This is a genomic window from Pseudolysinimonas sp. (genome assembly GCF_049651805.1).
Lineage (GTDB): Bacteria > Actinomycetota > Actinomycetes > Actinomycetales > Microbacteriaceae > Pseudolysinimonas_A.
Genome location: NZ_JBASCU010000055.1, coordinates 1 through 19,874, shown reverse-complemented (window position 1 = coordinate 19,874; position 19,874 = coordinate 1). Strand labels below are relative to the sequence as shown.

General features: G+C 69.4%; 21 protein-coding genes. 8 read left to right on the top strand and 13 right to left on the bottom strand.

What is annotated here, in order from left to right; all coding sequences use genetic code 11:
* The coding region (locus tag WBL06_RS13965) for a hypothetical protein (protein WP_424457052.1) at nt 1-227 on the top strand (227 nt) is incomplete at its 5' end.
* A 107-nt stretch (nt 228-334) separates the two neighbouring features.
* Here the strand turns inward: WBL06_RS13965 and coaD are convergent.
* The 3 genes from coaD to WBL06_RS13950 all read right to left on the bottom strand — a co-directional run bounded on the left by coaD (nt 335) and on the right by WBL06_RS13950 (nt 4,139).
* Nucleotides 335-820: a pantetheine-phosphate adenylyltransferase gene (gene coaD, locus WBL06_RS13960; protein ID WP_424457050.1), complete on the bottom strand. Its 486-nt coding sequence runs from the start codon at nt 818-820 to the stop codon at nt 335-337.
* A gap of 71 nt (nt 821-891) precedes the next feature.
* Nucleotides 892-3,042, bottom strand: coding sequence for an ATP-dependent DNA helicase RecG (locus tag WBL06_RS13955; RefSeq protein ID WP_424457048.1), 2,151 nt, complete (start codon nt 3,040-3,042; stop codon nt 892-894).
* A gap of 32 nt (nt 3,043-3,074) precedes the next feature.
* The gene (locus WBL06_RS13950) at nt 3,075-4,139 is read right to left on the bottom strand and encodes a magnesium and cobalt transport protein CorA (RefSeq protein ID WP_424457047.1); all 1,065 of its coding nucleotides are present in this window, start codon (nt 4,137-4,139) and stop codon (nt 3,075-3,077) included.
* A gap of 73 nt (nt 4,140-4,212) precedes the next feature.
* On the opposite strand from WBL06_RS13950, the gene rsmD reads away from it, so the two are divergent.
* Nucleotides 4,213-4,800: a 16S rRNA (guanine(966)-N(2))-methyltransferase RsmD gene (gene rsmD / locus WBL06_RS13945; protein WP_424457045.1), complete on the top strand. Its 588-nt coding sequence runs from the start codon at nt 4,213-4,215 to the stop codon at nt 4,798-4,800.
* Nucleotides 4,801-4,822: 22 nt separating this feature from the next.
* Nucleotides 4,823-5,659 (top strand): 3,4-dioxygenase subunit beta, encoded by an 837-nt coding sequence (locus WBL06_RS13940; protein ID WP_424457044.1) that lies wholly within the window; start codon nt 4,823-4,825, stop codon nt 5,657-5,659.
* Between the two features lies 1 nt (nt 5,660).
* Here the strand turns inward: WBL06_RS13940 and thiL are convergent, their stop codons facing one another.
* The gene (gene thiL, locus WBL06_RS13935) at nt 5,661-6,620 is read right to left on the bottom strand and encodes a thiamine-phosphate kinase (RefSeq protein ID WP_424457042.1); all 960 of its coding nucleotides are present in this window, start codon (nt 6,618-6,620) and stop codon (nt 5,661-5,663) included.
* A 23-nt stretch (nt 6,621-6,643) separates the two neighbouring features.
* Here thiL and WBL06_RS13930 point away from each other — a divergent pair, with 23 nt between their 5' ends.
* Nucleotides 6,644-7,129 (top strand): DUF3515 family protein, encoded by a 486-nt coding sequence (locus WBL06_RS13930; RefSeq protein WP_424457040.1) that lies wholly within the window; start codon nt 6,644-6,646, stop codon nt 7,127-7,129.
* A 137-nt stretch (nt 7,130-7,266) separates the two neighbouring features.
* Here WBL06_RS13930 and WBL06_RS13925 read toward each other — a convergent pair whose 3' ends face one another.
* Both WBL06_RS13925 and WBL06_RS13920 read right to left on the bottom strand, forming a co-directional pair.
* Complete coding sequence (locus WBL06_RS13925; protein WP_424457038.1) at nt 7,267-8,361, bottom strand: D-alanine--D-alanine ligase family protein; 1,095 nt, start codon at nt 8,359-8,361, stop codon at nt 7,267-7,269.
* On the bottom strand, nt 8,354-9,391 hold the full coding sequence (locus WBL06_RS13920) for an NAD(P)H-dependent glycerol-3-phosphate dehydrogenase (protein ID WP_424457036.1): 1,038 nt from the start codon (nt 9,389-9,391) through the stop codon (nt 8,354-8,356). The genes WBL06_RS13925 and WBL06_RS13920 overlap by 8 nt, the downstream gene beginning before the upstream one ends.
* 59 nt (nt 9,392-9,450) lie before the next feature.
* Between WBL06_RS13920 and WBL06_RS13915 the strand changes: the two genes are divergently transcribed.
* A complete protein-coding gene (locus WBL06_RS13915; RefSeq protein ID WP_424457035.1) occupies nt 9,451-10,245 on the top strand; it encodes an EI24 domain-containing protein in 795 nt (264 codons plus the stop codon).
* On the opposite strand, the gene WBL06_RS13910 is transcribed toward WBL06_RS13915, so the two are convergent.
* From WBL06_RS13910 to WBL06_RS13890, 5 genes are all read right to left on the bottom strand, one after another.
* Nucleotides 10,226-10,966 (bottom strand): lysophospholipid acyltransferase family protein, encoded by a 741-nt coding sequence (locus WBL06_RS13910; RefSeq protein ID WP_424457033.1) that lies wholly within the window; start codon nt 10,964-10,966, stop codon nt 10,226-10,228. The two genes, WBL06_RS13915 and WBL06_RS13910, sit on opposite strands and share 20 nt — an antisense overlap.
* Nucleotides 10,967-11,014: 48 nt before the next feature.
* Nucleotides 11,015-12,337, bottom strand: coding sequence for a UDP-N-acetylglucosamine 1-carboxyvinyltransferase (gene murA / locus WBL06_RS13905; protein WP_424457054.1), 1,323 nt, complete (start codon nt 12,335-12,337; stop codon nt 11,015-11,017).
* Between the two features lie 95 nt (nt 12,338-12,432).
* Nucleotides 12,433-13,029 (bottom strand): 3-isopropylmalate dehydratase small subunit, encoded by a 597-nt coding sequence (gene leuD / locus WBL06_RS13900; RefSeq protein ID WP_424457032.1) that lies wholly within the window; start codon nt 13,027-13,029, stop codon nt 12,433-12,435.
* Entirely contained in the window at nt 13,029-14,543 is a 1,515-nt protein-coding gene (leuC, locus tag WBL06_RS13895; protein WP_424457030.1) for a 3-isopropylmalate dehydratase large subunit, read from the bottom strand. Before leuC ends, leuD begins: the two co-directional genes overlap by 1 nt.
* Before the next feature lie 157 nt (nt 14,544-14,700).
* On the bottom strand, nt 14,701-15,399 hold the full coding sequence (locus WBL06_RS13890; RefSeq protein WP_424457028.1) for a hypothetical protein: 699 nt from the start codon (nt 15,397-15,399) through the stop codon (nt 14,701-14,703).
* A gap of 174 nt (nt 15,400-15,573) precedes the next feature.
* On the opposite strand from WBL06_RS13890, the gene WBL06_RS13885 reads away from it, so the two are divergent.
* The 3 genes from WBL06_RS13885 to WBL06_RS13875 are packed head-to-tail and all read left to right on the top strand — an operon-like array spanning nt 15,574 to nt 18,466.
* A complete protein-coding gene (locus WBL06_RS13885) occupies nt 15,574-16,221 on the top strand; it encodes a LuxR C-terminal-related transcriptional regulator (RefSeq protein ID WP_424457027.1) in 648 nt (215 codons plus the stop codon).
* Nucleotides 16,222-16,280: 59 nt separating this feature from the next.
* Entirely contained in the window at nt 16,281-17,429 is a 1,149-nt protein-coding gene (locus WBL06_RS13880; RefSeq protein WP_424457025.1) for an ATP-binding protein, read from the top strand.
* The gene (locus WBL06_RS13875) at nt 17,426-18,466 is read left to right on the top strand and encodes a hypothetical protein (RefSeq protein WP_424457024.1); all 1,041 of its coding nucleotides are present in this window, start codon (nt 17,426-17,428) and stop codon (nt 18,464-18,466) included. Before WBL06_RS13880 ends, WBL06_RS13875 begins: the two co-directional genes overlap by 4 nt.
* On the opposite strand, the gene WBL06_RS13870 is transcribed toward WBL06_RS13875, so the two are convergent.
* On the bottom strand, nt 18,420-19,139 hold the full coding sequence (locus tag WBL06_RS13870) for a hypothetical protein (RefSeq protein WP_424457023.1): 720 nt from the start codon (nt 19,137-19,139) through the stop codon (nt 18,420-18,422). The two genes, WBL06_RS13875 and WBL06_RS13870, sit on opposite strands and share 47 nt — an antisense overlap.
* A gap of 3 nt (nt 19,140-19,142) precedes the next feature.
* On the bottom strand, nt 19,143-19,874 hold a 732-nt coding region (locus tag WBL06_RS13865; protein ID WP_424457021.1), incomplete at its 5' end, for an FHA domain-containing protein.

Sequence of the window (19,874 nt, the reverse complement as noted above, 5' to 3'; positions counted from 1 at the left end):
AAGCCCACCACGCCAACCACTGGGCACACGGCGGACGCACCGACATCGCCGACGGCATCCTCCTCTGCCGCCACCACCACATGCTCCTCCACAACAACCACTGGAAAATCCACCGACCACCCGGCCGCCGACACACCGACTGGAACATGACCTCCCCCGACGGCCGAACACTGAAACTCGTCACCAAAAACCCCCTCCGACAACGGCAACTCGTGCGAAAGCCCTGACCCGAGGCTCGAAAGAGAGCTCTGCCCGCTTCGGTCGGGAGTGGGTGGTTAGCAGGTCGTGGCGGTCAGCCGGCAGCGCTCAGCCGGCAGCGCTCAGCCGGCAGGGCTCAGTCGGCAGACTGCAGGAAAGCCGACACGACGCGCGGCACGTAGGGCGACACGTCGCCGCCGAGGGATGCCACCTGCCGCACGAGCGAACTCGACACGTGCGCATGCGCTGGATCGGGCAGCAGGAAGATCGTCTCGACGCCCGCGAGGTTGCGGTTCACGATCGCCATCGGCGTCTCGTAGGCGACGTCGATCTGCGAGCGGATGCCCTTCACCAGAACGCTCGCGCCGACGTCGGTGCAGTAGTCGACGAGCAGGCCGACGCTCCATGAGGTGACGGTGATGTTGCCCGGCATGCCGGCCTCGACGACCGCCTCCTGGATGAGCGACACCCGCTGGGCGATCGGCAACAGCGCCGTCTTGCCCGGGTTGTGCACGACCAGAACGTGCAGTTCGTCGAAGAGTCCCGCGGCCCGCTCGATCACGTCGAGGTGCCCGAGAGTCACCGGATCGAACGACCCCGGCACGACAGCGATGCGACTCACCTGGTCACTGTATCGGCTCGCCCTCCGGGCTACGTGACCGTTTCGTTACGTGTCACCCCGAATGCCCCGGGCTACGACTTGCCGAGGAACGCCCGCTCGGTCTCGTCGAGCCGCCGCTCGATCGCCTCCCGCAGGGCGTCGTGCAATCGCAACCCCGGGTCGCCAGCGAGGATGCCTTCGGCCACCGCCCGCGCATCCTCGATGAGCTTCCCGTCCCGCGACACCCGCAGCAGCTTCAGCGACGACCGGCCGCCCGACTGGGACTCCCCCAGCACGTCGCCCTCGCGCCGCAACTCGAGGTCGGCCTGCGCCAACTCGAACCCGTCGAGGGTCGCGGCGACGGCATCCACCCGCTCCCGCGCCAGCGATACCGGCTCGGCGTGCGTGACGAACAGGCACAGGCCCGGCGCGCTGCCCCGGCCGATGCGGCCGCGCAACTGGTGCAACTGGGCGATGCCGAAGCGGTCGGCGTCGAGCACGACCATTGTCGACGCGTTCGGAACGTCGACCCCGACCTCGATCACCGTCGTCGCGACGAGCACGTGGATGTCACCGGCGGCGAACGCACGCATGGTCGCGTCTTTCTCGTCGGCACTCATCCGACCGTGCAGCACCTCGATGCGACGTTCCCGAAGCAGCGGATGCCGCCGCAGCTCCTCGACGACGCTCAGCACCGCAGAGGGCGGGGGCGCGCCCTCCTCGACCGGTTCGGCACCGTCGGGGTCGGCCTCCTCGAGCGTCTTGGCATCGATCGCCGGGCAGACGACGAAGCCCTGGTGGCCCTTGTCGAGTTCCTCCGCGAGGCGTTCCCACACCCGCGCGATCCAGCCGGGGTGCTCGGCGAGGCCGACGACGTGCGAAGCGATCGGAGACCGGCCCTTCGGCAGTTGCGTGATCGTCGACACGTCGAGGTCGCCGAAGACCGTCATCGCGACGGTGCGCGGGATCGGTGTGGCGGTCAGCACCAGTACGTGAGGGCTCTCACCCTTGAGCCTCAGGGCCTCGCGCTGGTCGACGCCGAACCGGTGTTGCTCGTCGACGACGACGAGACCGAGGTCGGCGAACTGCACCTGTTCGCCGAGCAGGGCGTGGGTTCCGACGACGATCGACGCGCCCCCCGACGCCGCCGCAAGCAGCGCCCGCCGCCGGTCGGCGACCGGCAGTTGCCCGGTGATGAGGGTCGGCCGCATCCGGGCTGCGAGATCGGGGCCGAGCGTCGCGACGATCGACCGCAGGTGCTGCCCGGCGAGAACCTCGGTGGGCGCCAGGAACGCCGACTGTCCGCCCGAGTCGGCGACGGCCAGCATCGCCGTGAGCGCGACGAGCGTCTTGCCTGACCCGACCTCGCCCTGCACGAGCCGGTTCATCGGGATGCCGGACGCGAGGTCGCGCTCGATCTCGCCGCCCACGAACACCTGGTCGTCGGTGAGTTCGAACGGCAGCCGCTCGGCGAACTCCGCCGACGCCTTACCCGGCAGGCGCGGGGTCGCGGCCCGAGCCCGGTAGATCGCCCGCTGCCGCAACAGCGACGCCTGCAGAATGAGCGCCTCGTGGAAGCGCAGCGTGCTCTGCGCCTCCCGCCAGTCGGAGTCGACGCGGGGACGATGGATGAGGCGCAGCGCCTCACGGAATTCGAGTAACCCCCGCTGCGCCCGCACCTCGGCGGGCACCGGATCTTCGAGAGCCGGCAAGGCATCCAGCTGCTGCTGGATCACCCCGCGGATCTTCGTGCCGTCGAGCGCCGACGTCGCCGCGTAGATCGGCATCGGCGCCTCGGCCCAGGCGCGCGCCTCCTCGGAGTCGGCGTCGAGGTCATCCGGAAACGCCTCATAGACGGGGTGCGTCAACTGTCGCGTGTTGCGGTAGACGCCGACCTTGCCGGCGAAGATCGCGCGCATGCCGGGCTTGAGCCCGAACACCGACTTGCGGTTGAAGAACGTCAACTGCAGATTGCCGGTTCCGTCGGTGATGATCACCTCGAACAGCTCGCCGTGACGTTGCCGCATCTGACGCGACTGGATGCTACGCACCTCCGCGACGACGGCCACCGAGTCGCCGATGCGCAGGGCATCCAAAGGCGTCAGGTCGCCGCGTACCGCGTACCGCCGCGGATAGTGCCCGAGCAGGTCGCCGAGCGTCTCGAAGCCGAACGCCTTCTGGAACTGCGGCGCCACCCGCGCGCCGAGCACCGTCAGCAGGCGGGTGTCGAGAGGCGAGGGCACGCCTCCAGGCTAGCCAGCGGCGGCGACCCGCATCACAGCCACCCCTTGCGTTTGAACACGATGTACAACACAACGCTCGACCCGAGCATCGCCAACAGCGCTGCCGGGTAGCCCCACCACTGATGAAGCTCGGGCATGACGTCGAAGTTCATCCCGTAGATCGACCCGATGAGCGACGGGGCGAAGAGGATCGCCGCCCACCCGGAGATGCGGCGGGTCTGCTCGGCTTGCGCGTTGCTCGCCGCAGACAGTCGCTGCGCCTCCTCGTTCTGGCGCTGGCCGACGAGCGAGGTGTTGACCGCGAGCACGTCGCGCAGCAGCACCCGGAACTCCTCGACCTTCTCGGTCGCCTGCGTGACGTGGTCGTCGATATTGCGCAGAACCGGCTTGAGGTCGTCCTCCACGTGTCCGTCGGCGAAGCCCGCTTCGAACTGTTTGAGGATGCCGCCGAGCGGCACCACCGCCCGCTGGAACTCGATCACTTCACGGTTGAGCTCGTAGATGCGTCTCGACACCTTCGGGTCGCCGCTGAACACCTGGGTCTCGATCTCGTCGATGTCGTTCGCGAGGCCCTCGACGACGGGCCGGTAGCCGTCGACGACAGCGTCGAGGATCGCGTACAGCACCGCCTCGGTGCCGCCATGCATCGCGTCGGGGGTCCCCTCGATCTGCCGCCGCACGATCGAGAGATCTGGCCCCTCGCTGTGACGCACCGTGATGACGAACCGCGGACCGGCGAAGACGTGCAGCTCGCCGAAGTCGACGTGCTCGACGTCGTCGTCGTAGTGGGCGGCACGCAACACGAGGAACAGGGTTTCGCCATACCGCTCGAGCTTCGGACGCTGGTGCGCGTGCACGGCATCCTCGACCGCCAACTCGTGCAACCCGAACTCGTCGGCGAGTTCAGCAAGCAGCGCGCTCTCGGGCCGGTAGAGCCCGATCCACGCCATCGCATCGGGTTCCTTCGCGAGCAGCGCGAACGTCTCAGCAAGGGTGCCAGGGGTCGCGATCCGCTCCCCGCCCACGTAGACGGCGTTGTTCACCACTCCCGGTTCGCGCGTCGCCACCTGCCCATGATGCTGCCCGATCACGTCCATCCGTGACTTTTCGCGCGGATCGACACGACATCCGCGCGAAAAGTCACTGATAGACACGGGATACCGTGGCCACGTGACACGGATCATCGCCGGCTTCGCTGGGTCGCTGCGACTCGCCGTCCCCCCGGCGGGGACGCGGCCGACGAGCGACCGGGTGCGTGAGGCGATGTTCTCGGCCCTCGACGCCCGCGGGGTGCTGCCGGGCGCTCGAGTGCTCGACCTCTACGCGGGGTCGGGCGCTCTCGGGCTCGAGGCGGCATCCCGGGGTGCCGCCCACGTGACCCTCGTCGACAAGGCGACAGCGGCCCACCGAGTGACGAACGACAACGCGGCGCGCATCCGCACGGCCGCCCCGCGCGGTGCGGAGCCTGAGATCGTCGTGTCATCGCAGCCGGTGCAGTCGTTCCTCGGCGGCGCGGCCGGTGCCACCTGGGATGTCGTCTTCCTCGACCCGCCCTACGACCTCGGCGGGCTTGAACTCGTGCACAATCTCGACGCGCTTGTGCCACGGCTCGCCCCGGATGCCGTGGTCGTCGTCGAGCGCTCCGCCCGCGACCGGGAGCCCGCCTGGCCCGCAGGACTCGAACTCGAGCGGCGTAGAGACTACGGCGACACTGCCGTCTACTACCTGATCCATACTTCGTCCACAGCCGGCACATAGCAACCCCTGCTGGCATGTGGCCATGACGAACTGGACGGATGCCGACGGCCGCGAGATCGACGAAGAAGACCGCGGTCTGGTCTACGACATGACGACCCTCGTGAACCGGCGCGCGGCGCTCGGGTTGTTCGGCGGGGTCTCGGTGCTCACCCTGCTCGCGGCGTGCGGGATGACGTCTGAGACGACGGCGACCCCGGCGAGCACCACCCCTGCTGACACCACCCCCGACGGCAACCTGGTCGAGGTTCCCGACGAGACCGGCGGCCCGTTCCCCGCCGACGGATCCAACGGCGTCAACGTGCTCGACGACTCCGGCATCGTGCGCAGCGACATCCGCTCGTCGTTCGGCTCATCGACGGTCGTCGCGGCGGGTGTTCCGCTGACGGTCGTGCTCACCGTGCGGGATGCCGCCACCGGGGATGCGCTGAGCGGCGGCGCGGTCTACCTCTGGCACTGCGATCGCGACGGCGGCTACTCGCTCTACAGCGACGGGCTCGCCGACGTGAACTACCTGCGTGGCGTGCAAGAGATCGGCGCCGACGGTTCGGTGACCTTCACCACGATCTTCCCGGGCTGCTACGCGGGCCGCTGGCCGCACATCCACTTCGAGGTGTACTCCGACGTCGCCACTGCGGTTGCGTCGGGCCCGATCGTGAAGACGTCGCAGATCGCGCTTCCGAAGGAGGCGAGCGACGCCGTCTACGCGACCTCCGGCTACGAGCAGAGCGTACGTAACCTCGCGGGAGTGACCCTCGCGAGCGACGGCGTCTTCGGCGAGGACGGCGGCATCCACCAGATCGCGACGATGACCGGTTCGGCGTCTGCCGGATACACGGCGGCGCTCACGATCGGCGTCTGAGTCAGCGCTCGCCGTCGACGTAGGGGTCCCACCCGCCCCGCGCGTCGTACGGCACCCCGTCGACGCTCAGCCCCTCCCCCGCGAGCACCCGCCCGATCATGCGGAATCCGCGCGGCAACGCGGCCTCCGCGGGGAAGGTCGCGAGCAGGGCGTGGGCTTCTCCGCCGGTGAGGGATGCCGTCGATTCGAGCGCCGCTGAATGGATGTCGAGCCGCACCCCGGAGGCGGTCGCGATGCGCCGACCGTCGATCGCGAGTCCGTCGCTCACGTCGAGCATCGACGTCGCCCCGGCTAGCGCCGCGGCCGGCCCGTCGAGCAGCGGCGGCGCCGGGGCGAGTTGCGCCTCGACCTCCGCCGGGAACTCGGCCCGCACCGCGCGAGCCCGGGCGGCATCCGGAGCCCCTTCCTCGTCGACAGCTCGCTCGAACAACAGCTCGAGGCCGCGCGCCGCGAGGTCGAGCGCCCCCGAAACCGCCACGACGTCACCGGGCCGAGCGCCGGAACGTAAAACGGCATCCCGGCCCTCGAGGTCGCCGAATGCGGTCACCGCGATCGTGAGCGTCGCCGACGACGACAGGTCGCCGCCCACGACGCCACAGCCGGGCGCGAGGCGCACGCACGCGTCGCGCAGCCCGTCGGCGATGCCCTCGAGCACCGCGACATCGGTGTCGGCCGGCGCCGCGACAGCGACGACGAGGGCCGTCGGCACGGCACCCATCGCAGCGATGTCGGCGAGGTTCGTGGTGGCGGCCTTCCAGCCGAGGTCGTGCGGGGTCGACCAGGCGAGGCGGAAGTCGGGGCCGTGGATCATCGTGTCGGTCGTCACCACGAAGCGCCCGTCGGGGGCGCGCAGCACCGCGGCGTCGTCACCGGGGCCGAGGATCGTCGCGGTCGACTCCGGCAGCCGCGGGAAGATGCGCGCGAGCACCGCCGCCTCCCCGAGTTCGCCGAGCGTCGACATCCCGCCAGGCTAGCCTGGAAGCGATGAGTCCCCGCCGCTCCCTGCTCGCGCTCGCCACGGCATCCGTCGCCCTCGCCGCCGCCCTGAGCGGTTGCGCGCCGGTCGTGTCGCTGGCGCCCGCAGCGGAGTTCGCGAACGACCCCGAGTGCGCCGAAGCGATCGTGCGGATGCCGGATGCGATCAGCAGCTACCCGTTGCGGCAAACGGATGCGCAGGGCGCCGCCGCGTGGGGTGAGCCGACCGTCGTGTTGCTCTACTGCGGGGTTCCTGTTCCCGAGGTGTCAGAGCTGCCGTGCGTTCCCGTCGAGGGGATCTTCTGGCTGCGCGAAGAGGTGGATGCCGGCCTCGCGTACACCACCTACGGACGCGACCCGGCGGTGCGGGTCGTCATCGACCCCGACGCCATCGGTCCGGGGGTCGTGCTCGATGAACTCTCCACCGCCGTGTCGTACACCTCCGAGACCGGCCGCGAGTGTGTCGACCTCGAAGACACCGTCACCGGTCGTTAGCCCCACCCTCGGTGGTCGAGTAGTCGCTCACCGGCTGGGCCCACGCCGCCCGGTCAGGGCGGTGGGGAGCGAGACCCACCACGTGGCGCCTACCGGTCTCGACACGCGCCCTGCGGGCGCTACTCGACCACCGAAACTCAGCGGGCCGTTTGCAGACCGAGGGTGATGAGTTCGTCGATCAGCTCGGGGTAGCCGACACCCGACGCGAGCCAGCACGCCGGGAACATCGAGATCGGCGTGAAGCCCGGCATCGTGTTGATCTCGTTGAGCACGAAACCTTCGCCGGTGAAGAAGAAGTCGATGCGAGCCAGCCCCGCCCCGCCGATGGCGTCGAATGCCCGCCCCGCGATGCGCTGCATCTCGGCGAGCGCCCCCTCGCCGAGGTCGGCGGGGCAGACGAGTTCGACTCCGGGGGCGTCGTGGTACTTGGCGTCGAAGTCGTAGAACTCCCGCGTGGTCAGCACGATCTCGCCCGCGACGCTCACCCGCGGCGGCGCCCCGTCGCGGCCTTGCAGCACGGCGCACTCCACTTCGCGGCCGACGATCGCCTGCTCGACGAGCACCGTGTGATCCTCGACGAAGGCGGTGTCGAGGGCGGCATCCAGCTCGGCCCAATCCTTCACCTTCGTCACGCCGACGCTCGACCCCGCCCGGGCCGGCTTCACGAACACCGGCAGCCCGAGCCCGGTGATGCGTCCGCGCCACAGGTCGTCATCCTGAGCCAGTCGCGCCCGGGTCACGGTCACCCACGGTGCCACCTCGATGCCCGCCCCGGCGAGCACCGTCTTGGTGAAGTGCTTGTCCATGCCGAGGGCGGAGGCGAGCACGCCGTTGCCGACATACGGCAGCCCGACCAGCTCGAACATGCCCTGGATGGTGCCGTCTTCGCCGAACGGGCCGTGCAGGATCGGGAAGGCGACATCCACCTCGCCCAGCGACTGCATGGTGCCATCCGCGAGACGCACCGTGAACTCGCGGGTCGCCGCCGACTCGGGCAGGAACACGCGCGTGCCGTTGTCGCGCACCACCGGAAGCTCGTCGGCGAGGGTGAGGCCCGTCGCGTCGTCGGGTTGCAGGGTGAGGATGCCGTCCGGCGTGATGCCGACCGGGATGACGTCGTACCGGGAGCGGTCGATCGCCCCGAGCACCCCGCCCGCCGTCGCGCACGAGATGCCGTGTTCGCTCGACCGGCCGCCGAAGAACAGCGCGACGCGGGTCTTGGGCTCACTCACCTTGCGGCTCCGTCGTGTCGGTGGTCAGGTGCGGAGCGAGGTCGCGCGGCGCGAGGGTTCCGGCGAGCACCTCGGCGACCTGCATGACGATCGGCATCTCCACACCTTTCGCGGCGGCGAGTTCCAGCACCGGCGCGACCGACGCGAGCCCTTCAGCCGTCTGGTTCATCTGCGCGATGACCTCGTGATAGTCGTAACCCTGGCCGAGCAGCCGGCCGGCGGTGTTGTTGCGCGACAGCGGCGACTCGCACGTCGCGATGAGGTCGCCGAGCCCGGCGAGTCCCGACATCGTCTCGGGCAGCGCGCCGTAGGCGACGGCGAAGTCGGTCATCTCGACGAGCCCGCGGGTGATGATCGACGCCTTCGTGTTCTCGCCGTAGCCGACACCGTCGACGATGCCGATCGCGACGGCGATGAGGTTCTTCAGCACTCCGCCGAACTCGGTGCCGACGACATCCGTGTTGACGAAGCAGCGGAAGTAGCGGTTGCTCGCCGCGAGCGCGACATCGGATGCCGTGGCCAGGCTCGCCGACGACACGACCGCGGCGGTGGGCTGCTCCTTCGCGATCTCGAGCGCGAGGTTCGGGCCCGACACGACCGCGACCCGCTCGGGTTCGATGCCCAGCTCGGCGAGGATCACCTCGCTCATGCGCGCGAGGGTTCCGCGCTCGACGCCCTTCATCAGCGAGACGACCGTGGCGCCGTCGGGGATGAGGTCCTTCACGATGCGCAGGTTCTCGCGCAGCGACTGCGACGGCACCGACAGGTACACGTGCTCGGCGCCCTCGAGCACCTCGGGCAGCCGTGGGCTGGCCGCCACATTGCGGGGCAGGTTGATTCCGGGCAGGTAGTCGGAGTTGCGGCGGGACTGGCTGATCTCGCGGGCGAGCTCCGGGCGACGTGCCCAGACCGCGACACTGCAGCCGGCATCCCCGAGGATCTTCGCGAACGTCGTGCCCCACGACCCGGCGCCGAGAACGGCGACCCGCCGACCGGTGTCGGGCAGCACCAGAGGCTGGGTCATCGCCATGAGCCCAGTCTTTCAGCTAACCGGCTTTCAGCTAACGCCGCCACAGCTAACCTGGGCGCATGTCCCGCGGGCCGAATCCGATCACCGAGTTCTTCGTCGGCGTCTCGACGCTGTTGCGCGGGTTCGGGTTCTGGCGGCGCCGACCGCGGGCGATGGCGCTCGGGCTCATCCCGGCGGCGATCGTGTTCGCCGTTCTCGTCGTTCTCATCGTGTTGCTCGTCGTGAACCTCGACCCGGTGACGATCTTCCTCACCGGATTCGCCGAGACGTGGGATGAGGGCTGGCGCAACCTGCTGCGCATCGGCTTCGGGCTCGCGCTCATCGTGGGGCTGATCGTGTTGTACGCGTTCTCGTTCACCGCACTCACGCTGCTCATCGGCGACTGGTTCTACGAGCGCATCTGGCGGGCGGTCGAGGCCGACCTCGGCGAGTTCACCCCCGGCCCGGAACCTGGTTTCTGGCGCTCGGCTGGCGATGGGGTGCTGCTCGTCGTGCGGGCGATCTTCACCGGTCTGCTCATCGTGCTGCTCGGGCTCGTGCCGCTCATCGGCACCGTGCTGGCTGTCGTCGTCGGCACCTTCCTCTCGGGGCGACTCGTCGCACTCGAACTCACCACCCGGCCGCTCGAAGCTCGCGGGATGACGCGGCAGCAACGTCGCGCGGCGCTTCGGCCGCACCGGGCCCGCGTTCTGGGCTTCGGTGTAGCCGTGCACCTGAGCTTCCTCATCCCGGGCGGCGCGGTCATCGTGATGCCCGTCGCCGTCGCCGGTGCCACCGTTCTCGCCAAGCACGTGCTCGCCAACGACATGCTCGGTGAAGCCCCGGCAGCCAGGGTCACCGAGTCGGGGGCGTGATCTTGCCGTACTCGCTCTGACCGTGGGCGACGGGATCCCACCGCTCGGCGGGCGGCGTCTCACCGCGCAACTCGCCGAGCAGCCGAGCGATCTCGTTCATGAGAGCCCTCGTCGCCTCGGTCAGCGCCTCGGCATCCGTTCGCCCCGCCCACGGCGTGAGGTCGATGGGCGCACCGACGAGCATCTCGACGTTGCGGCGGCGCAGGCTCAGGCGTCCGCCGTAGCGCGGCAGGATCTGTTGGACGCCCCAGTGCGCCGCAGGGATGAGCGGGATGTCGTGCGTCAGAGCGAGCCGCACGGCGCCGACCTTGCCCCGCATCGGCCACTCGTCAGGGTCGCGGGTGAGCGTGCCCTCCGGGTAGACGATGACCGCCAGCTCGTCGGAGATCAGACGCGTCGCCGCGGCGATCGCGGCAGAGCCGCCGCCGCCGCGTTCGACCGGGATCTGTCCGGTGAACCGCAGCAGCCATCCGAATCCAGGAATCTTGAACAGGCTTGCCTTCCCCAGAAACCGCGGCACCCGGCCGCCGCGCCACACCAAGTACGCCACCGTCAGGGGGTCGAAGTTCGAGATGTGGTTCGGTGAGAACACGAACGCTCCGCGCTTCGGGATGTTGTCGAGCCCGCGCATCCGGTAGCGGCCGAAGAACTCGAAAATCGGGATCGCGATGGCCGCGATGATCCGCCAGCGGATGATCTTCTCGGGCTTGCGGCGTCGCACGGGAGTCAGGTTATCCGGGCGGCTGAGCGCGTGGAGCAGCCCGTCGCGCTAAATCAGGTCGAAGTCGGCGCCTAGGGCGGTGAGCTTGTCGACGAAGTGCTCGTATCCGCGGCTGATGAGGCCGAGGTTCGAGACCGTCGAGGTGCCTTCCGCCGCGAGGGCGGCGATGAGGTACGAGAAGCCGCCGCGCAGGTCGGGCACGCGCACATCCGCCGCGTGCAGTTTCGTCGGACCGGTGACGACCGCCGCCTGCTCCAACTTGCGGCGTGGAACCCGGCGGGTGACCGACTCGAGCCCGTCGCTGTGCACGACGATGTCGGCACCCATCTCGACGAGCGCCTCGGTGAAGCCGAGTCGGTTCTCGTACACCGTCTCATGGACGACCGAGACGCCCTCGGCCTGGGTGAGGGCGACGATGAGCGGCTGCTGCCAGTCGGTCATGAAGCCGGGGTGCACGTCGGTCTCGACCTGCACCGGCTTGAGCGGTCCGCCGGGATGCCAGAACCGGATGCCGTCCTCCCGCACGTCGAACGCACCACCGACCTTGCGGAAGATGTTGAGGAACGTCATCATCTCCTGTTGCTTCGCCCCGCCGACGAAGATGTCGCCGCCAGTCGCGAGCGCCGCCGACGCCCAGGATGCCGCCTCGTTGCGGTCGAAGATCGCGCGGTGGCTGTAGCCACTCAGTGTCTCGACGCCTTCGATGAAGATCGTGCGGTTGGGTTCGATCGAGATGATCGCCCCCATCTTCTGCAGGATCGCGATGAGGTCCATGATCTCGGGTTCAATGGCGGCGTTCTTGAGTTCCGTGACGCCCTTCGCCCGCACGGCAGCGAGCAGCACCTGCTCCGTCGCGCCCACACTCGGGTACGGCAGCTCGATGTTCGCCCCGGTGAGACCGTTCGGGGCGGTGATGCGGATGCCTTCGTACGACTTGTCGACGACCGCGCCGAACGCACGCAGGGCGTTGAGGTGAAAGTCGATCGGCCGGTCGCCGATGCGGCAGCCGCCGAGGTCGGGGATGAGCGCCTCGCCGAGAGCGTGCAGCAGCGGCCCGCAGAACAGGATCGGGATGCGACTGGAGCCGGCGAGCGCATCGATCTGCGCGAAGTGGGCGCGTTCGACGTTCTTCGGGTCGAGCACCAACACGCCGTCTTCGGGGCTCGTCACGGCGACGCCGTAGGCCTCGAGCATCTTGGTGACGATCGAGATCTCGCTGATCTGCGGAACGTCCTGCAAGATGCTCGGGGTCTTGCCGAGGAGGGCGGCAACCATCGCCTTCGTCGCGAGGTTTTTGGCCCCGCGCACGTCGACGCGCCCCATCAGCGGCTTGCCGCCTCGGATGACGATGCTGTCGGCCTTCAGGCCCACGCGTTCGGCAGCCTTGGCGGCATCCTTGGCGAGCCCGTCATTCACGCCGTCATCCACGAGGAGAGTCTCTGCCACTGTGACACCTGCTGCCTTGCCTATCGAACGGGGAGAGTCTTCGGTCGCCAGCTTTCGCGGGTGCCTTCGAACTCGGTGATCTGCGCCTCGTTGCGCAGAGTGAGCCCGATGTCGTCGAGACCCTCCAACAACCTCCAGCGAGTGTAATCATCGATCTCGAAACCCACCTGGAGGTCGCCGACGGCGACAGTTCGTGCTAAGAGATCGACGGTCGCAGCGACGCCGGGCTGCGCTTCGATGGCGGCCCAGAAGCGCTGCATGTCGGCCTCCGACACGACGCCGGTGAGCAGACCCTGCTTGCCCGAGTTGCCGCGGAAGATGTCGCCGAACCGCGGCGCGATGACGGCCTTGAAGCCGTAGTCGCGCAGCGCCCACACGGCGTGCTCGCGGCTCGACCCGGTGCCGAAGTCGGGCCCCGCGAACAGCACGGTCGCCCCGTGCGTCCACGACTGGTTGAGCACGAACTCGGGGTCTTTGCGCCACTCGTGGAAGAGCGCGTCGTCGTACCCGGTCTTCACGATGCGCTTGAGGAACACCGCGGGGATGATCTGGTCGGTGTCGACGGCACTCCGCGGCAGCGGGATCGCCGTTCCGGTGACGGTCTCGACCTTCTCCATCAGCGCACACCTTCCGCGTCATAGAGGGTTCTCTGACCGTCGGGAACCCCGCGCGCGGGGCTCCCGGGCGCCACAGAGGGATCTATGAGGTCGGTTGAGAGATCGGACGGTGCCGACAGGGTGCCGCGGATGGCGGTGGCGGCGGCGACGACGGGTGACACCAGGTGGGTGCGGCCGCCTTTGCCTTGGCGGCCTTCGAAGTTGCGGTTGGATGTCGACGCGCACCGCTCGCCCGGAGCCAACTGGTCGGGGTTCATCCCGAGGCACATCGAGCAGCCGGCGAAGCGCCACTCGCCGCCGAAGTCCTCGACGATCTTGTCGATGCCCTCGGCTTCGGCTTCGAGCCGCACCCGAGCCGACCCGGGGACGACCATGACCCGTACATGGTCGGCCTTCTTGTGCCCCTTGATGATGGATGCGAACGTGCGCAGATCGCCCAGGCGCGAGTTGGTGCACGAGCCCATGAACACCGCATCCACCCGGATGTCCTTCATCGGCGTGCCCGCCTCGAGCGCCATGTACTCCAACGCCCGCTCCGCCGCGGCCCGCTCGTTCGGGTCCACCATCGACTTCGGGTCGGGCACGGACTCGTTCAACGAGACCCCCTGCCCGGGGTTGGTGCCCCAGGTCACGAACGGTTCGAGCTCGTCAGCGTCGAGGAACACCTCGGCATCGAACACCGCATCGTCATCCGTTGCGAGAGTCTGCCAGTAGGCGACCGCGGCATCCCAATCCTCCCCCTGCGGGGCGTGCGGGCGACCCTTCAGGTAGTCGTACGTCGTCTGGTCGGGGGCGACCATCCCGGCCCGGGCCCCCGCCTCGATCGACATGTTGCAGATCGTCATCCGGCCATCCATCGACAGCGCCCGGATCGCCGACCCCCGGTACTCGAGCACGTAACCCTGCCCGCCGTTGGTGCCGATCTTCGCGATGACGGCGAGGATGATGTCCTTCGCCGTCACCCCCGGACGCAGCGCGCCCTCGACGGTGATCGCCATCGTCTTGAACGGCTTCAGCGGCAACGTCTGAGTTGCCAGCACATGCTCGACCTCGCTCGTGCCGATGCCGAACGCCATCGCCCCGAAGGCGCCATGCGTCGACGTGTGACTGTCGCCGCAGACGACCGTGATGCCCGGCTGGGTGAGACCCAACTGCGGACCGACGACGTGCACGATGCCCTGCTCAACATCGCCGAGAGAGTGCAGCCGCACCCCGAACTCGGCGCAGTTGCTGCGCAGCGCCTCGATCTGCGTGCGACTCGTGAGGTCGGCGATCGGCTTGTCGATCTCGAGCGTCGGCGTGTTGTGATCCTCCGTCGCGATCGTCAGATCTGGCCGACGAACGGGACGCCCGGCGAGCCGGAGGCCGTCGAACGCCTGTGGGCTCGTGACCTCGTGGATGAGGTGCAGGTCGATGTAGATGAGGTCAGGTTCGCCGTTCTCGCCCTTCGCGACGAGGTGCTGCGCCCAAACCTTTTCGGCCAAAGTCTTCGGGGTGGCTGAGTCGGTGCTCATGGGAATGTCGGTTCCTTCAGGTCTCGAACGAGATCGGCCCGCACACGGACTCCGCGACGAGGGAGGCCGGGGTCTAGGCCTCGTCGCGGCGACGAAGGAGGAGCCGCACGAGCATCCCTAGAGGGTAGCACCGGTCGGCGGACGGATATCGGAGGGTCTATGCAGAGAGATCTTCGGGTTCGGCCAACAGAGCAAGGTCCTCCACCGTCACGAGCCGCGCCGCGAGCGCGTACTCGACCAACCGGGTACGGCGCCGGGTCGCGAGGTTGCCCCGCCCGCCGCGCAGCCCCGCGACGCCGGCCCGGTCGAGCCGGTCGCACACGTTGTCGAGCTTGCGGTTGAACGCCGTGAGGCTCCAGCCGAGTCGTGCCGCCGCCTCTGCCGAAGTCGGGAAGTCGCCGGGGTCTCGCGCGGGATGCCGCAATGCGCGCTCGCACAGGACGACGAGCAGCAGTCTCTGCGCCGCCGTGAGCCGAGGCAGGTCGACCCGTGCCGGACGCAATTCGGCGGACGTGGCCGACGCAGAGTAGGGCAAGTCGCCGTGCACGGCGAATTCGTAGGTGGTGCGACCCGCCGAGAAGACGACGTGGGCCGGGTGGAAGACGACCGGCACGCGGGTGCCCGGTTCGAGCGTGGCCGACACCCGCCCGCTCGGGTCGCTCACCTGAACGACCCGAGCGGCGGCGGTGCTGGCGATCCACCACAGCCCGGACTCGTGGAAGATCTCCAACAGGAGTGAATCGAGTTCGGGGTTGTCATCGATAACGAGATCCGCAGCGCGACCGATGGTGAGGATTTCTCCTGCAAGGAGATCGTACCACTCTCCGCAATACTCGACGCGCAGAGCAGGTGGCAAGTGGGTCCCCTTCCGGTGCCCATCCTTTTGGCCAACACCCCGGGCACCCAAGCCGCGACTTTCCTTGGCACCCGTTCGGGGGGGGTATGTAATGGTCCGTCATCCCCGGCACGCCCGCCGCGGAACCACTAACGTGGGGCCACCCCCACCACTCCATCCTCGTCAGGGAATGGCATGGACCCGAACCGCGTCGCCCTCATCGATGATCACGAGATCATCGCGCTCGCCATGCGCGAAGCGATCAGCCAGATTCCCGAGCTCTCCTTCGCCGGCGTCGCCGCGACCGTCGACGAGCTGATCGCCGAGCACCCCGAGGCCGGGCTCGTCGTACTCGACCTCCGCCTCGCCGACGGTTCGTCGCCGATCGGCAACGTCGAGCGCCTCGTCGAGCGCGGCGCCGCGGTGATCGCCTACACCTCAGGCGAGAGCCCCTACCTGCTGCGTCTTGTCGCAACCACCCCCATCCTCGGGATCGTGCGCAAGTCGGACCCGGTTGCGGTCCTGGTGGAGACGCTTCGTCAGGCAGCCGACGGGCGCGCCGTCATGTCGACCGAGTGGGCGGCGGCGATCGACTCCGACCCCGGGTTGGATGCCGCGGCGCTGAGCGTTCAGGAGCAGCAGGTGCTTCGTCTGTTCGCCACGGGCCTGAAGGCGCAGTCGGTTGCCGCCACGATGAAGATCGCGGTGCCGACCGTCGAAGACTATGTACGACGGATCCGCACCAAGTACGCCCGCATCGGCCGCAGCGCCGACACCAAGATCGACCTGTACAAGCGGGCGATCGAAGACGGCTTCCTGCCGCTCCCGGACTCCGGTCAGTGAGAGTGAGCGCCCCTGGCCGCGCACCAGCGCGGCGTGCTGCCCAGACAGCGGGACAAGGCGTGGCGCTGGAGCAGGTCACCCGCGCGATGGCGCTCGCGCTCGGAGTTGGAACAGCCGTCTTCGGGCTGCTCGCTCTGGGCGCATTCGCAGCCCAACAAGACTCGTTCTCGCCGCTCTGGACGTGGACGTTCGCGTTCGGCATCTTCGTGCCGCCGCTGGCGGCCGGCCTGCTCTCCTATGCCCTTCCGGTGCGCGTCCTGCGCGGCCTGCTCGCGCTCTCGGCAGCCAGCCAGCTCGTCGGGCTCCTGCTGCTCGTACCCGCGATCACGACCGCCGGCGGCACGGTTCCGCCCGAGCAGGGCTCACCGTGGATGCTCTCGATCTCGGCAGTCGGCACCTCTGCGGCCGCGGTCGCATGGCGGCCGGTCGTCGCCTGGATCTATCTCGCGGCCTCTGTGGTGGCCCTGGGCGTCGATCGCGCCATGGCATCGTCGGAGTCGCTTGCCGAGATCGCGCTTCAGGATGCCGTCTACACGCTGCTCTTCGACGCCATCTTCGCCGCCCTGGCGATAGCGACCGCGCGGGCCGGTCGCACCCTCGACGCGGTCGCCGATCAAGCAGTCCGGGAAACCCGGGTCGCTTCGGCGACCGAGGCAGCGGCTCGCGAGCGATTCAGGATCGAGGGACTCATCCACGACAGCGTGCTCGTGGCGCTGTTGGCCTCGGCGCGGGGGGCTCGCCAGGCCGATGATGAGGCGCGCCGGGCGATCACGCGGCTTCGCGAAGCAGAGGAACCGCCATCGACCGACGCCATCGCCGTCGAGGAGTGGGTGTGGCGCCTCCAGGCGTTGACGACGGACCTAGCCCCCGCAGCGCGGTTCAGCCACGAACACGACGGCCGTAACGAGCCCATTCCCAGTGAGGTCGCGACCGCGATGCTCGAAGCGTGTGCCGAGGCGCTTCGAAACAGCGTGCGACACGCCGCTGCGGCGTCCCGGGCCGTTCACGCCCGGGTCACGACGCGCGCAGTCGAGGTGAGCGTGCTCGATGACGGACCCGGCTTCGACGTCGCCGCGGTCAACCCAGCGCGACTCGGGCTCGCCGTCAGCATCCTCGATCGGATGAGGTCGCTGTCGGGCGGCGACGCCGTCGTGGTCTCCCGGCCCGGGCTCGGCACGCGGGTAGCGCTCACCTGGCGGGCGGCATGACGACCGTAGCGGGACCGGATGTCCCCCGCCTGCTCGGCCTGACCGGGCCCGGCGCCTGGGCGATGGCCGGCCTGTTCTGGATGACGCACATCATCCTTGTCACCCTCTCGGGCGGTGCTCCGATGCGCACGATCGAGGGCTGGATCGCGTTCGTGCTCACCCTCGTGGCCGCCGTCGTCGTGGTGCTGCCGGGTCGCTACCCGCTGCGCTGGCCACTGGTCGTCGCCATCCTCGGCGTCGTCGCGTTCTCGACGGTCGCCATCATCTGGAATCTCTCCCCCACCGGCTGGCCGGGCTGGACGTCGTGGAGCTTCGGCTCGAACACCTTCCTGCTCTTCATGCTCGCATTGCGCGGTCGAGCTTGGTGGGGGGCGATGGGCGTGCTCCTCATGATGGCCCTCACCGTGCACTGGTCCTGGGCGACGACCGGCGATGTCTGGCACGGGGTCGACCTCACCTACCGGCAGCTCGCGACCTACTTCGCGGGAACCTTCTTCGCTCTCTGGCTGCGTCGCACCGCCCGCCAGATCTTCGAATTCCAGGAGGCGGATCGACGGCGGGTTCGGGACGAACAGGTTCGAGAGACCACCGCCGCCGAACGGGCGCGGGAATTGCATCGCGTGAGCCTTATCGCCGGCCCGGCCCTCGCCGAGATCGCGGCTGGTGGCCGGTCCGCGGCTGCCCGAAAACAACACGCGCTGATCGAGGCACAGCTGCGCGACAGCATCCGGGGCCGTTCCCTCGCCGACGACGGCGAGCTGACCGAGGCACTGCGCGCCGCGCGCAGCGCGGGGGCCAGCGTGGCCGTGCTCGACGACCTGCCGCGCGACGGATCGGTCGCTGTCGACAGTCACTTCATCGCCGCGGCGCGAGCCTGGGTCGCCGACCGACTCGCGCAGCAACGCGCGAACGAGGTCACCGTGCGGCTCACCGCGTCGGCGGGACAGCCGGTCGTCACCTTCGCCACGGCCGACGGCGACGCGTCGACCTTCAGCGCAGCGGATACGCCTCGAGCAGCGTCAGATCCTCGCGGGTGACGAGCCGGGTCGCGACGGCATGCTCGACGAGCCGCATCCGCCGGTTGGTGGCGAGTTTGCCGCGCCCGCCGCGCAGCCCGGTGACGCCCTCGCGTTCCAGTTTTCCGCAGACGGTGTCGAGCTTGCGGGTGAAGGCGGTGAGCGTCCAACCGAGGCGGGATGCGGCATCCGCCGAACTGGGGATCTCGCCCCGCCCCGACTCGGTCTGGCGCAGCACGTTCTCGGCGAGGGCGACGACGAGCAGCCGCTGCGACGGGCTGAGCGGCACGTTGCCGATCGTCGCGTCACCGACGGCCGATGCCGGCGGCCCCGGGTCGACCGCGAATCCGCCCGAGGAGTGCAGCGTCAAGTCGTAGCTGGTCGACCCCGCCCCGAAGAGCACGTGAAGGCGATCGAACACGACCGGAAGCCGGGCACCGGGGGCCAGGCGCGCATGCACCCGCCCGGTGCCGTCGGTGACGGTTGCGGCGATGCGCGACCCGACGTTGGTGAGCCACCAGAGGCCGTTCTCGACCGTGAGGGTGAGGAACCGGCGGTGCAGGTAGCGGTTGTCGTCGATCACCAGGTCGCCGTCGCGGCCGATCGCGAACTCCCGGCCGGCAGGCACTTCGTGCCGCTCGCCGGCGAACTCCACGACGAGCGGCGGATGCACGGAGGCGGGCTTCGCGGCCACGAGTCAGTCTTCTCGCACGTTCAGTTCCAGCCCCCCACCGAAGTCGATGGTCGTGTCCACCAGCACGGGCGTGGGTTCACCCTCGCGCAGCTTCTGCGCCGGGCGTCCGGGAATGCGCACGATCGTGCCGTTGCGCGAACCGAGGTCGGTGACGACGACGGTACCGCCCTCGACCGAGACCCGCACGTGGTTTCGCGAGACGTCGCCGTCGCCCGCGATCCGCACCAACCGGCTCGCGGGTTGGTCGACGGGAGCGCTGGGGGCGCGGCCGACGAGTACCACGCCGTCGAGCGGCTCGCGGGTGCCGTCGGGCAGCTCCAGGCTCAGCGCCCGACGGGGCGGCGGTGGCGCGGATGCCGCCAGCAGTGGCGGAGCAAGGCCGCCCGACCGGCGCGCACGCAGACGCGCGATCTCATCGACGACGACCGTGCGATCGTCGTCGCGCGCCGGGACGGCGACGCCCGACGGGAGCGAGACCTCGTGGTCGGGCACCTCGGTGATGTGCGGCACCTCCGCCGAGTCGGATCGAGTCACGGTGGACGTCGACGCGGCGAGCGTGAGCGTCCACTCCCCGCCGGGCACGGTGAGGCGCACCACCGAGGCGACCGGGATGACGCTCTCAAGCCACGGCTCGGCGCCGAGCCCGGTGAGCGTCTCGGCACCGGCGGCGAGGGTCGCCGTGCCCCGGAGGGCGACATGGAGGCCGTCGGCCGCCGCGTCGAGCACCGCGAAGGC